Source organism: Pseudomonas sp. CDFA 610, assembly GCF_021147865.1.
Taxonomy (GTDB): Bacteria; Pseudomonadota; Gammaproteobacteria; order Pseudomonadales; family Pseudomonadaceae; genus Aquipseudomonas; species Aquipseudomonas alliivorans.
In genome coordinates this window covers 536,941-550,764 of record NZ_JAGTPM010000001.1, presented here as the reverse complement: position 1 = coordinate 550,764, position 13,824 = coordinate 536,941, and the positions used below count along the sequence as shown (strand labels likewise).

At 59.6% G+C, this 13,824-nt stretch carries 7 protein-coding genes; 3 read left to right on the top strand and 4 right to left on the bottom strand.

The window, feature by feature from the left end; translation table 11 throughout:
* Positions 1-79: 79 nt before the first annotated feature.
* The gene (locus tag KDX39_RS02470) at positions 80-1,213 is read right to left on the bottom strand and encodes a lactonase family protein (RefSeq protein ID WP_231659248.1); all 1,134 of its coding nucleotides are present in this window, start codon (positions 1,211-1,213) and stop codon (positions 80-82) included.
* Positions 1,214-1,376: 163 nt separating this feature from the next.
* Between KDX39_RS02470 and KDX39_RS02465 the strand changes: the two genes are divergently transcribed.
* Positions 1,377-2,582, top strand: a complete 1,206-nt coding sequence (locus KDX39_RS02465; protein WP_231659247.1) for an MFS transporter — start codon at positions 1,377-1,379, stop codon at positions 2,580-2,582.
* Positions 2,583-2,828: 246 nt separating this feature from the next.
* Positions 2,829-5,465, top strand: a complete 2,637-nt coding sequence (locus KDX39_RS02460) for an autotransporter family protein (protein ID WP_231659246.1) — start codon at positions 2,829-2,831, stop codon at positions 5,463-5,465.
* A gap of 231 nt (positions 5,466-5,696) precedes the next feature.
* On the opposite strand, the gene glgB is transcribed toward KDX39_RS02460, so the two are convergent.
* The 3 genes from glgB to KDX39_RS02445 are packed head-to-tail and all read right to left on the bottom strand — an operon-like array spanning position 5,697 to position 13,291.
* Positions 5,697-7,928 (bottom strand): 1,4-alpha-glucan branching protein GlgB, encoded by a 2,232-nt coding sequence (glgB, locus tag KDX39_RS02455; RefSeq protein ID WP_231659245.1) that lies wholly within the window; start codon positions 7,926-7,928, stop codon positions 5,697-5,699.
* A complete protein-coding gene (gene treS, locus KDX39_RS02450; protein ID WP_231659244.1) occupies positions 7,925-11,251 on the bottom strand; it encodes a maltose alpha-D-glucosyltransferase in 3,327 nt (1,108 codons plus the stop codon). Before treS ends, glgB begins: the two co-directional genes overlap by 4 nt.
* An 18-nt stretch (positions 11,252-11,269) precedes the next feature.
* The gene (locus KDX39_RS02445) at positions 11,270-13,291 is read right to left on the bottom strand and encodes an alpha-1,4-glucan--maltose-1-phosphate maltosyltransferase (RefSeq protein ID WP_231659243.1); all 2,022 of its coding nucleotides are present in this window, start codon (positions 13,289-13,291) and stop codon (positions 11,270-11,272) included.
* Positions 13,292-13,610: 319 nt separating this feature from the next.
* Between KDX39_RS02445 and KDX39_RS02440 the strand changes: the two genes are divergently transcribed.
* Positions 13,611-13,769 carry a hypothetical protein gene (locus KDX39_RS02440; protein WP_231659242.1) on the top strand — a complete coding sequence of 53 codons (159 nt, stop codon included), beginning with the start codon at positions 13,611-13,613 and terminating at the stop codon, positions 13,767-13,769.
* Positions 13,770-13,824 lie beyond the last annotated feature (55 nt).

Below are 13,824 nucleotides of genomic sequence, written 5' to 3'. Positions count from 1 at the left end.
CACTCGCTGTACCTGAAACCCCTGCCCTTGCGGCAGGGGTTTTGCGTTTCAGGCGATGAGCAAAAAGCAAGGGCTGGTATTACTGAACCGGCTGGCTGAGCATTTCGATCCACAACGCGCCTTTGCCTGAAGGCGCTTCACTGACGCGCTTCAATCCGCCGTCCGCTGCAATGCCATAGCTGCCGACCTTGTCGGCTTTCTCTCCTGTCACCAGCAACCAGCGCCCGTTCGGTGCTACCGCGATGTTACGCGGCTGCTTTTCCTCGACCGGGTAGTTTTCCACGAACGCAACCTTGCCACTGGCTGGCTCAACCTTGAACACCGACACGCTGCTGCTGGTACGTTCGCTGGTGAACAACCATTTGCCGTCCGGTGAGACCCGCACATCAGCGGCCCAGATGCGCGGTGTCGGATCGTCCTTCAAGTCGTTGTTGCGTGCATCGCGCACCTGACCCTGCGCCAGCTTCAGACGCTCGGGAATGCCGTTGGCCTGATTGACCTGTTTCAACGCACCGGTCTTGTCGTTGATCGAGAAGGCAGTGACGGTGCCATTCATCTCGCCTACGACATAGAGGAATTTGCCGTTGGGTGCGAACGCCAGGTGGCGCGGTCCAGTGTTCTGCGGAACCGTCACATAGCCCTCCCCAATCGGCACCAGCTTGCCGTCCTTTGGTTCCAGACGGTATTGCAGGACGCGATCAACGCCGAGATTGCCTGCGTAGGCGAATCGATTGCTGGGGTCGGTGCGCACCGAGTGTGCGTGCATGCCGGTCTTGTAGGTCTGAATGCTGTCGCTGGGGCGATGCTGGGCGTCGATAGGCTGTACGCTCAGCAAATCGGCGCCATAGGATGCACCCATCAGAAAACGGCCGCTGCGGTCAGTGGACAGATACGCCAGACTTTCCGCCAAAGGTGCCTGAGCCAAGGGTTTCAAATGCCCGGTCACAGGCTCGATGCTGAAGCTGACCACTTGATACGGTTTGGCGCGCAGCGCGGCGAACAACGCTTTGCCATCAGGCGATAGCGCCATCGGGTTGACTTGGTCACCCGCTCGGGTTTGCTCGACCAGACTGAGCGCACCACTGGCGTCATCCAGTTGATACTGCGAGATGAGCCCGTCTGCGGGGCTTGAGATGTAAGCGAAGGTCGATGCCTGGACCGGCAGACCGAACGAGCAGCCAACCGCAGCGGCCAGCAGGAGGATTTTCTTCATGGAGAGCCTTTTTGTTATTGTTTGTGATCAGTCATCCTATGACTATCCAACCGCAACGGCAACAGCGTCGTGAGGCGACAGATAAACCGTTAGCGTGCTTTCATTTATCGGCAACGCAGGCCATGATGGCTGCACGCCCACCGCCTGCCAGCGAACGAGCCCGATGCCTGCCGCCTCACCTGAACACTCTGCCGTGCAGCCCAGTTCGATCACGATCACGCTGCAAATCGTTTCCATCGTTCTCTACACCTTCATAGCCTTCCTGTGTATCGGCCTGCCCATCGCAGTGCTGCCGGGCTATGTTCATGATCAGTTGGGTTTCAGTCCACTGATCGCAGGTCTGGCCATCGCTTCGCAATACCTCGCGACCCTGCTCAGCAGACCCTATGCCGGTCGGGCCACGGATACGCTGGGCAGCAAACGCGCGATTGTTTTCGGGCTGTGGGGCATTGGCCTCAGTGGCGCGATGACCTTGCTCGCCACCCTGCTCGAGGAATTTCCAACCGCAAGTCTGTCGATCCTGATCCTGGCCCGCCTGTTTCTGGGCGTTTCCCAAGGATTGATCGGCGTCGGGACCATCAGTTGGTGCATCGGCAAAGTGGGTTCGGAACACACGGCCAAGTCGATTTCGTGGAACGGTATTGCCTCCTACGGAGCCATTGCCATCGGCGCACCGCTTGGCGTGGTGGTGATTGATGCCGTGGGCTTCAACAGTCTGGGCATCGCGCTGATGGTCATGGCAGGGCTGGCATTGTGGCTGATCCGTAACAAGCCGTCGGTTCCCATCATCCCCGGCGAACGCCTGCCTTACTGGTCGGTGTTCGGACGCATCGCGCCCTATGGGCTGGGGCTGACACTGTCTTCCATCGGTTACGGTACGTTGACCACCTTCATCACCCTCTTCTACCTGAGTCGTGGCTGGGAAGGCGCGGCCTATTGCCTGAGTATGTTCGGGGTGGGCTTCATCCTCGCCCGACTGCTGTTCATTGGGGCAATCAATCGGTTGGGCGGATTCAACGCGGCGATTCTCTGCATGGCGGTGGAAACCTGTGGGTTGGTATTACTCTGGCTGTCGCCGAGCAGTGGCTTCGCGCTGACGGGCGCAGGCTTGACCGGCATTGGCCTGTCACTGGTTTACCCGGCGCTGGGCGTCGAAGCGATCAAGAGCGTACCGACGCCCAGTCGAGGTGCGGGCCTCAGCGCCTACGCCGTGTTCTTTGATCTGGCGCTGGCGGTTGCCGGGCCGGTGATGGGCGCTATCGCGCTGGGTCAGGGCTATGACTGGATATTTTTCTACGCCTCCCTGCTCTCGATCAGTGCCTTGCTTTTGACCCTATGGCTGTCTCGTCGAGCTCGCCAACCGGCCTGAAACGCTCATTAGGCTATAAGCTTTTCTCTGCTTGTTCCATAGGTTGCGTATCAGGCCAATCTATCTGCCGCCGGTCGGTCAACTTCTTGACGCTAGGCAGGATCCATCCTTGACTTGAACGTGCGGCCCATTCCGAGGGCTGGCAGAGCAGTCGTCGCCAGCCTCGTGTAGGGCGTCACTGACGTGGCAGTCGGGCACTGACGCAACCTTTTATGCCTCCCTGACCGCGTCACAGGGAGAGCAGTCATGACCCTCAGGCAAATCCCGCCGCGTGGTAAAGGCAAGCTTCTGACCGTCGCGCTACTGGTGATCATTTCCCCTCACGCCGATGGCACGTGCGCTCTGATATCGACAGCAGGCAGTGACACGCAAACGTGCGACAGCGGCAGCAGCGGCCCGGTGAGCTGGTCCGGGGGCAACGACACGTTGATTTTTCCTGCAGGTGGCAGTGGGTCCATCACCGGCAATGTCACGTTTGGCCCTGGCCAGGACAGCATCGACATGAACTCCGGGCGCATTACCGGCAACGTCACGCAAGGCGCAGGCAGTGACCGGTTCACAATGTCCGCCGGTGTCGTCAGTGGCGACGTCAGCCAGGGCGCCGAACCAGACACTTTTATCATGACCGGGGGCATCGTCGGTTCACTGGCTCAGGGCGACGGACTCGACACATTCCAGATGACGGGGGGCGTGATTACCAGAGCGTTCGAGGATGGCGACCGGGCGACCATGAGTGGCGGCAGTATCGGGCGGGTGGACATGAAGCTGGACGACAACCTGTTCGACCTGTCCGGCGGGACCATCATCGGCAACCTGGTCACCGGCTTCGGTCGCGACACCATCAACGTTTCCGGCGGCAGAATCGGTGGCGCAGTCAGCGTAAGCGGCGGCGACGACCGACTGACCCTGAGCGGTGGCGAAATCCTCGGCGGCATCAGGGCCAGCTTCGGCAACGATCAATTCACATGGCGTGACAGCGGCAATGTGACTGGCAGTGTTCTCATGGCCGAGGGCGACGACATCGCTCGCCTGTACAACCTGAGCGAGTACTACCTCAGCACCAATAGCGTGCTGGATGGCGGAACGGGTAACGACGCACTGACGCTGGACAACACGGCCTCCTCAGCGCCCGCCCGCTACCGACAGTGGGAAACGGTCAATCTGAGCAACGCTTCACGAATGGATCTGGCGGGCGCCTTCACGTTGGGAGACAGCATCAGCGGAACCGGAATACTGAACATTGATGCCAGCAGTCGCCTGTCATCTGCGTCAGGTTCGATCAACTCGTTCAATGGCGCAATGCCCGCCACGCTTGACAATGCGGGCACCCTGGACCTGAGTGGCGGCACCGCTCGGGACACCCTGACCGTGCAGGGCAATTACACCGGCCTCAATGGGCAGCTGTTGTTGCAGTCGGTGCTCGGCGACGACAGCTCTGCCAGTGACAGACTGGTGGTTGCCCAGGGTCGAATCGGTGGAACCACGCGCATGACCGTCATCAATGAAGGTGGCAAGGGCGCACTGACTCAGAACAATGGCATTGAAGTGGTTCAGGCCGTTCAGGGCGCAACCAGCGACAACGCAGCGTTCTCGTTGCAGAACTCGCTGTCGGTCGGGGCATATCAGTATTACCTGTTCAAGGGTGGCGCCACGGCGGGCAGTGAAAACAGCTGGTTCCTGCGCTCTTCCGTGATCTCTCCTCCACTTGCAATGGCGAGCGTGCCTGCGGAGCCGGAGCCGGCTACTGCGCCGCCAAGACCAGCACCAGCACCAGCACCTCAGCCTGAGTCTGAACCTCCCTCGGAACCCGTTCCGTCAGCGCCTGAACCGCCTGCCTTACCCGTCCCGCAACCTGCAGCCACCCTGCCCGTTCCGGCCGCCGGCACACCGCAACTGCCCGAGCCCGTGCGCGGCGCGGCACCTGTCGTGTTGTACCGGCAGGAAGTACCCAACTATTCGCTCATGGCGCCTGCCGCTGCCGTTCTGGCGTTGTCTTCGCTGGGCACGTTTCACGAACGCCAGGGCAATCAGCGTCTGCTGAGCCAACACGGTGCGGATTCCGCAGGCTGGGCGCGCGTATTTGGCAGCGATCTCAGACAGCGCTGGTCCGGCACGGTCAGTCCAAGCCTGAACGCGTCGCTTGAGGGTTACCAGATCGGCCACGATCTGTTTGCCTGGCAGACGGGCAATGACGCCACCCAACGTGTCGGCATCTTCGTGGCACACAACCGTTTGAAAGGCCACATTGAAGGCTTCGCGAATGGATTCGAAGAAAGCCGTACCGGTCGATTGAATCTGCGTGGAGACAGCGTGGGCGCGTATTGGACCCTGATCAATGGCCAGTACGGTTATGTGGACGCTGTGGCGATGGGCACACGCCTCGACGGCTCGAGCCGCTCTGAACGCGGCGTGCGCGTGAAGGCCGAGGGGCACGTCGCGAGTCTGTCCATCGAGGCCGGTTATCCCTTACCTGTGAGTGCAAACTGGGTAGCGGAACCGCAGGTGCAGGTGATTCACCAGCGTGTCGTTCTGGACGACCAGCACGACGGGATCTCATCCCTCGAGTTTGATAACCAGGCCCGGAACACCAGACGTCTAGGCATACGGTTCGAAGGGCACTACACATCGTTTGGAGTGCCTGTCGAGCCCTACCTGAAGACCGATTTCTGGCACGACACCCATGGTCACGACACCGTTATCTATGAAAACGTCGAGAGGATCAGCACCGAACACGACTCGACAACCGCCAGTCTGGGTGCCGGGTTGGTGGCGTATCCATTCGAGGACGCAGGGGTCTACTTGAACGCAGATTACAGACGGGACCTGGAGGGACGTGACACACAAGAGACCGGCATCAGCCTCGGGATCAGAATCAATTGGTAACCGATCTGCAGCAGCGGCCCGGCACGTAGGCGGGTTCGCTTGCAGATGTCCCCCTTCGAACTCCTAAAACGCATTTAGCCGGAAGACGCTTTAGACAGAAGAAGGCAGCTTGTGGGCGACAGCGAAAGGCCAGCCGACACCAGATCGACTGACAGAACGCACCGCCCGCAAGCTGCCTCCTACACTGCTCTATGGACTCCAGAAATCCGGTTGGTTACCGAAGCATTACCTTCATTCCGGATGCCTCTCGGGTTTGAGAATCAACACGGCCAACGGTGGCAGATTCAGGCTCAGCGACGCAGGCTGTCCGTGTGCCTGCTCAACGTCAGCCATCACACCGCCGCCATTGCCGACATTGGAACCCGCGTACATCTCGGCATCGGTGTTGAGTAGTTCGACCCATTTGCCGTCGAACGGCACACCGATCCGGTAATCCAGACGCGGAACCGGCGTCATGTTAGCGACCACCAGCAGCGGCTCCCCACCCTTGCTCCAGCGCAGGTAGGCATAGACGCTGTTGGTCTTGTCGTCGCCGATCAGCCACTGGAAGCCCATGGGCTCTGCATCGCGTTCATGCAGGGGTTTTTCTTCGCGATAGATGCGGTTCAGATCGCCGACCAGCTTCTTGACCCCGATATGATCTGCATACTGAAGCAGGTACCAGTCGAGTTGCTCGTCATGGTTCCACTCGCGCCATTGGCCAAACTCGCAGCCCATGAACAGCAGTTTTTTGCCGGGGTGGGTCCACATGAACGCCAGGTAGGCGCGCAGGTTGGCGAACTTCTGCCAGCGATCGCCGGGCATCTTGTCGATCAGCGAATGCTTGCCGTGTACCACTTCATCGTGAGAAATCGGCAGAATGAAGCGCTCGGACCACGCATACATAAGACCAAAGCTCAATTCACCGTGATGATGCTCACGATGAATCGGGTCCTGCTCCATATAGTGCAGCGAATCGTGCATCCAGCCCATGTTCCACTTGTAGTTGAAACCCAGACCGCCTTGTTGGGTCGACTGGCTCACACCCGGCCAGGCCGTGGATTCTTCGGCGATGACCATAGTACCCGGCGCTTCCAGCGCGACGACATCATTGAGGTGGCGCAGGAAATCGATCGCTTCAAGGTTTTCGCGACCGCCAAACCGGTTCGGCACCCACTCGCCCGCCTTGCGGGAGTAGTCGCGGTACAGCATCGAGGCCACCGCATCCACGCGCAAACCGTCGATGTGGTAATGCTTGAGCCAGTGCAACGCTGAGGCGAGCATGAAGCCGTGAACCTCGGTGCGACCCAGGTTGTAGATCAGCGTGTCCCAATCCTGATGGAAGCCTTCCTTGGGGTCGGCGTATTCATAGAGTGCAGTGCCGTCGAACTGAGCCAGACCATGAGTATCGGTCGGGAAATGCGCAGGCACCCAATCCAGAATCACCCCGATATTCGCCTGGTGGCAGGCATCGACGAAGGCCGCAAAATCCTCAGGCGAGCCGTAACGCGCCGTTGGCGCGAACTGGGCGAGCAACTGATAACCCCACGAACCACCAAACGGGTGCTCCATGATCGGCATCAGTTCAATGTGGGTAAAACCCAGCTCCTTGATGTAAGGGATGAGCCGATCCGCCAGTTCGCGCCAGTTGTATTGACGCCATTGGCCTTCATCGTTCTGTTCCATCTGCCACGAACCGGCATGCAGTTCATAAATCGACAATGGCGCGCTTACGTCATGAAGGCTGGCCCGCGAGGCCATCCAGTCATTGTCGTTCCAGTTAAAATGCAGCGGTGCCGAGACCTTGGAGGCCGTATCAGGCGGCAGCGTCGTAGACAGCGCCATCGGGTCGCACTTGAGCGGCAGAATGCCGCGGGCACCGAGGATCTCGTATTTATAGACTTCGCCCGGCTGCAGGCGCGGGACGAAGATTTCCCAGACACCGGTTGGATGACGCAAGCGCATCGAATGGCGACGGCCGTCCCAGTTGTTGAAACTGCCGACTACCGAAACGCGTCGAGCATTCGGTGCCCAGACCGCAAACCGTACGCCGTCCACGCCACCGACGTTGGTCACCTGCGCCCCCAGGCAACTGCTCAGATCGCGATGATTGCCCTCGGCAAACAGGTACAGGTCCATTTCGCCGAGAAGCGGACCGTAGCTGTAAGGGTCTTCAGTGATCTGCTCGCCGCCTGCCCAGTTGATTTTCAACTGGTAGGGCTGAGCGTGTTCGAGATGACCAATAAAGAAACCCGGGACTTCGCTCATCTCCAGCTCGCCCAGCTCACGCCCGTCGTCCGGGGCGAGCAGGCGCACACTCAAGGCGCCTGGCAGATATGCGCGAACGAACTGTCCGCTGCCGCCATCGCCATGCGGGCCCAGGATCGAAAACGGGTCACGATGTTCAGCACGGATCAACGCATCCATGTCCACTGCGGCGGGCATCGCCTGGCGACGCGTGCCGATTTTGTCAGGTGCATTCATGTTGGCTCTCCATCAGACAGGTGCAGCAATCCACGCAAGCCTTGCAGCGGCACAGCCAGCCAGCTCGGACGATTCTCGGCTTCGTAGATCACTTCATAAGCAGTTTTTTCCAGGGTGAACAGTTCCAGCGCTGCGTCCTCCCCGTTCGAATCTTTCCAGGCGTGAGCCATCCCGAGGGTCGCTGAGCGGTACCCTTCGATGAATGCTTCACGGGCCTGGGACAAATACGTGCTGGCAACCCGTTTGCGGGCGGCAGCGGCTCCCTCGGAGGTGTCCACACTTTGCGCGCTGCGCACAGCCATGGCGGCAGCGTAGTCGAACGAGCGCAGGACACCGCTGACATCCTTGAACGGGCTGTGTTTGGCACGTCGCTCGCTCAGCGCACGCGCAGGCTCGCCCTCGAAATCGATCAGGTAAGCATCACCCTTGACCACCAACACCTGACCAAGGTGCAAATCACCGTGCACGCGAATGCGCAGGCCGCCTACCGAGCGTTTGGCGAGGCGCGTGACATGCGACCCGATGGCTTGGCGCTGAGCGATCAGAGCCTCCACCAGTTGCTGATCGTCAGTGCCGAGGTCGTTCTTGCGCTGTTCGAGCAACTGCAAGGCCCGATCCAACTGAGCCACCACGCTTTTTGCCGAGGCCTCGCTGTCTTCCTGGCTGCTCACTTCCACGGCGAAGTCTGGATTGTCGGTCGCTGCGGCCAGAATCTGGTGCATTTCGCCCAGACGCTGCCCAAGACTGCGAGAGAAATCGGCCAGCTCAAGCAGCGCGTTGTAGTGCTGCTCCTGTTCGGAGACGCCATGCGCCAGCTCGTCACGAACGGCGCGCTCCAGATTGTTCTGGGTCCATTCCCATGCATCACCCTGATTGCTCAGATAGCCTTGGGCAATCATCAGCAGGTGCGGCTGACCGTCATGACCCACGCGAACCACCGAGCCCAGCAACGGTGAGATATTGCGATAGCCGGCGTTGGTCAGGTAAGCGCCCATCTCCAGCTCCGGGTGGGTACCGGCGCTGACTTTACGGATCATCTTCAGAACCAGGCCGCTGCCGACTACCACGGAGCTGTTGGACTGTTCGGCGGACAGGTAACGCACCTCGGACTCGTTGTTCAGCCCCAGCGGCGCGAGTTGCGCGGTCTGTTCAAAGCGCAGCTCGCCGTCGGCGCAAGGAATGACCGTGTCTGCCTGCATGCCTTGAATCACTGCGCGGATGAAGGTCTCCAGCGTGAACGCGTCGGTGATCAATCCCACCTGACGGCCACGGCGCACTCTGGCCAGCGCCAATTGCTGGGGCAGCGCGCTGTTGATTTCCTCTTCCGCCAACAGGCCGAATGGCAGTTGATAACGCTCGGTCTGCTCGCCTGCGGTGACCTCGATCTCGTTGAGCAGGACCGGATGCGCCGGGTCGCCGAAGCGGACCGCGTAGGCGATGTTGACACGCTCGATGGGCTTGTCCTTGCCTGCGAACCAGCGTCGCTTGGGCAGGTAGACCGCCAGTGAAGTGTTTTCCATGGTGCTGCGGAGCGGCTCGTCGAGCAGCTCCTCCAGACGCTTCTTGAGCACCAGGGTCGGGAAGTCCGGCATGCTTTGTGCCGGTTCGACGTGCCAACTGGGCATTTGATTCTCCGAAGCCAGTAAAAACCAGTAAAAACCGTAGGGCGGCAGCGTGAGCAGGTAGCTCAACTGGCCAATCGGCGGAAATGCGCTGCCCCCCAGCATCTCGACAGGAACGGTACCGGCGTAGGCCGACAGTTCGAGTTCCGCGGCCTGGGCTGCGCTGGAAACGTTGGCCACGCACAACACGATTTCGCTATGGCCATCAGGTCCTGTGTATTCACGGATGTACGCGAGAATCCTGCGATTGGACGGCGACAGCATCTTGAGCGTGCCACGTCCGAACGCCTTCTGTTGTTTGCGCACGGCCAACATGCGGCGGTTCCAGTTAAGCAGCGAATGCGGATCCCGCTCCTGACTTTCGACGTTGACCGACTGAAAGCCGTACATCGGGTCCATGATCGGCGGCAACACAAGGCTGGCCGGATCGGCGCGCGAGAACCCGCCGTTGCGGTCGATGGACCATTGCATGGGTGTGCGTACGCCATCCCGGTCGCCGAGATAGATGTTGTCGCCCATGCCGATCTCGTCGCCGTAATACAGCGTAGGTGTACCCGGCATGGACAACAGCATGCTGTTCAGCAGCTCGACCCGGCGGCGATCACGCTCTACCAGCGGCGCGAGACGACGTCGGATGCCGAGGTTGATCCGCGCACGACGATCCGCTGCGTAGTAATTCCACAAATAGTCACGCTCACGATCCGTGACCATTTCAAGGGTCAGTTCATCGTGATTGCGCAGGAAAATTGCCCACTGGCAGTTCTCCGGAATTTCCGGGGTCTGGCGCAGAATGTCGGTAATCGGGAAACGGTCTTCCTGCGCCAGCGCCATATACATGCGCGGCATCAACGGGAAGTGAAACGCCATGTGGCACTCATCGCCGTCAGGGCCTTTGCTGTCACCGAAGTACAGCTGAGTGTCTTCCGGCCATTGATTGGCTTCCGCCAGCAGCATGCGGTCCGGGTAATTGGCGTCGATCTCGGCCCGGATCCGCTTGAGAACCTGATGGGTCTCCGGCAGGTTCTCGTTATTGGTGCCGTCGCGCTCGATCAGGTAAGGAATCGCATCCAGACGCAGGCCATCGATGCCCATGTCCAGCCAGAAACGCATGACCTCGAGCACCGCGTTCATCACCGCCGGGTTATCGAAATTCAGATCCGGCTGATGCGAATAGAAGCGGTGCCAGAAATATTGCTCTGCCACCGGATCCCAGGTCCAGTTGGACTTCTCGGTGTCGAGAAAGATGATGCGCGTGCCGTCGTACTTCTGATCGGTGTCCGACCACACGTAGAAGTCACGTGCCTTGGAGCCGCGTTTGGCATGCCGGGCCTTCTGGAACCAGGGATGCTGATCCGAGGTGTGGTTGATGACCAGCTCGGTAATGACCCGCAAGCCGCGCTTGTGGGCCTGAGCAATAAATCGCCTGGCGTCCGCCATCGTGCCGTAGTCGCTGTGCACGTCGCGGTACTCTGAAATGTCATAGCCATCGTCCCGACGCGGCGATGGGTAGAACGGCAACAGCCAGATCGTGTTGACCCCAAGCTCGGCAATATAGTCGAGCTTGTCGATCAGACCTGCGAAATCGCCGATCCCATCGTTATTGGAGTCGTAAAACGATTTCACATGCACCTGGTAAATCACCGCATCCTTGTACCAGAGCGGATCTTTGATGAATGCCGCGTCATCGGGCTTTTTTGCCATGGCTGACTCCTTGCAGTTTTACTGTGCGACCTGGATACGCCAGATACCGAAAGGTTGATACGACGGGTCAATGCGCATCCACTGCACCTTGCCGTACCAGTTCCAACGGTGCCCGGTCATCAAATCCTCGCCGGATGTCACTGCATCGTCTGGCAAGCCCATTTCCCAAAGCGGCAATTCGAAGTTCGCTTCCTGAACGTTATGAGGGTCGAGGTTGACCGCGACCAGCACAAAGTTGCTGCCATCCGCAGAACGTTTGCCGAAATACAGAATGTTGTCGTTCCAGGCGTTCAACAGCTTCAGACCCAGATGAGTCTGCAACGCCGGGTTCTGGCGGCGGATGCGGTTGAGCTGGGCAATCTCGGCGATAATGTTGCCCGGCGCGGTAAAGTCGCGGACCCGAATCTCGTACTTCTCGGAGTCCAGGTATTCTTCCTTGCCGGGAATAGGCGCCGCTTCGCACAGCTCGAATCCCGAATACATGCCCCACAATCCCGACCCCATGGTCGCCAGTGCCGCGCGGATCAGAAACCCTGGCCGCCCGGACTCGTGCAGGAATCGCGGATTGATGTCCGGCGTGTTGACGAAAAAGTTCGGCCGGTAGCAATCGCGCCAAGGCACCTCGTTCAACTGCGTGAAGTACTCGGACAGCTCGGCCTTGGTGTTGCGCCAGGTGAAATAGGTATAGCTCTGCGAATAACCCACCTTGCCAAGGCGAGCCATCATTGCGGGCTTGGTGAAGGCTTCCGCCAGGAACATCACGTCAGGATGCTGATTGCGCACTTCACCGATCATCCATTGCCAGAACGGCAATGGCTTGGTGTGTGGATTGTCGACACGGAAGATCTTCACGCCCTCCTCGACCCAACCCAGCACGATGTCGCGCAATTCCAGCCACAGGCCGGGAATCGCATCTGGTGCGTAGAAGTCGACGTTGACGATGTCCTGATATTTCTTCGGCGGGTTTTCCGCGTAACGGATGGTGCCGTCGGGGCGCCACGAGAACCAGCCAGGATGCTGCTTGAGCCACGGGTGATCCTGAGAGCACTGAATGGCGAAGTCCAGGGCGATTTCCAGCCCGTGATCCGCCGCAGCGGCCACCAGACGACGAAAGTCTTCACGGCTGCCAAGCTGCGGGTGGATCGCCTCGTGACCGCCATCCTCGCTGCCGATGGCGTACGGGCTGCCCGGATCATCGGGGCCAGCGGTCAGGGAGTTGTTCGGGCCCTTGCGGTGTGCTCGGCCAATCGGATGAATCGGTGGGAAATAAAGAACGTCAAAGCCCATGTCACGAATCATCGACAGGCGCGAATGCACGTCGTTGAACGTGCCATGGCGGGCCTTGTCGTCAGTGATCGAGCGCGGGAACAGCTCGTACCAGCTGGCGAACTGCGCCAATTCCCGCTCGATGTCGAGCGGAAACTCTGCACTACGGCTCAGAAATGCACGATTATCAGCCTGTTTCATCAGCGCCGCGGTTTCGCTGTGAAGCAACAAGGCGACCTTCTCGTCACTGTTCGACTCGCCCAGCCGCTGCAACACGCTCTCGATGGCATGACGCTGCTCATCCTGACTGCGCTCTGCCGCGTGGACGAGGTGAATGCGACCTTCCTCCAGCTCCAGTTCGATGGGCACACCGGCACCGAACTTCTTCTCCAACTCGTAGCGGTAGCTGCCGAACTGGTCGATCCAGGCTTCAAGACGAAAGATATAGCGGGCCACGGACGTCGGCGTGAATTCGCCGGTCCAGCTGTCATTGCCCAGTTCGCGCATCGGAGCGCTGTGCCAGTGTTCTTCGTCCGCAGCGCGCCAGACGATATTGACCGCCATCTTGTCGTGACCGTCTGCGTAGACCTTGCTGGTGACGGTCACCGGCTGGCCGACGATTCCTTTGGCCGCAAACAGCCCGCCATCGATCACCGGCAACGTGTCTTCAATCACGATACGGGGCAACTGCAGGGCTTGGGTCAATGACAAAGGACGACTTGGGTGCGGCACTTCTGAGGTCAGGGAATCCGGACCGTATGGCTGTTCATTCATCGAGCATCACTCCTTCACGCCCCAGGGACGCTCCTGTGCATTCCATGCAATTGAAAAATTAACGATACGGCAGCACAAATCCCCCCTGCGCTGACAACTCGCCCGATTCGGCTGCTTAGGTTCCGAGCGGGATGCGTGACTAAAGTTCAAAGGTTTTGAGCGCAGGTCGACAACGCCTCAGAGCATAGCGCAGCGATAAACAACTGCACCTCGACAGGCGATTTGCCCACAGGCCACGGCGGAGCTGCGATTGGATTGAATCATCGGTAAAGCGTGGCAGTCGAAGGAAAGCCATCAGGCCAACAAGGAGGCTGAAGCCATGAACATTCCCACTCCACCAGAACCGATCGACCCGAACATCGATGAACCTCCCGTCCCGGTACCTCCTACAGAAGTACCACCACCTGAACAGGAGCCGCCGACGACGGTGCCTCCGATCATTGATCCGCCTGCTGATGATCCGCCGGTTATCCTCTGACCGGCCATTTGCGAGCGATTCAAGGATCTTCTGACCCGTTTTCCTGACAGGATTG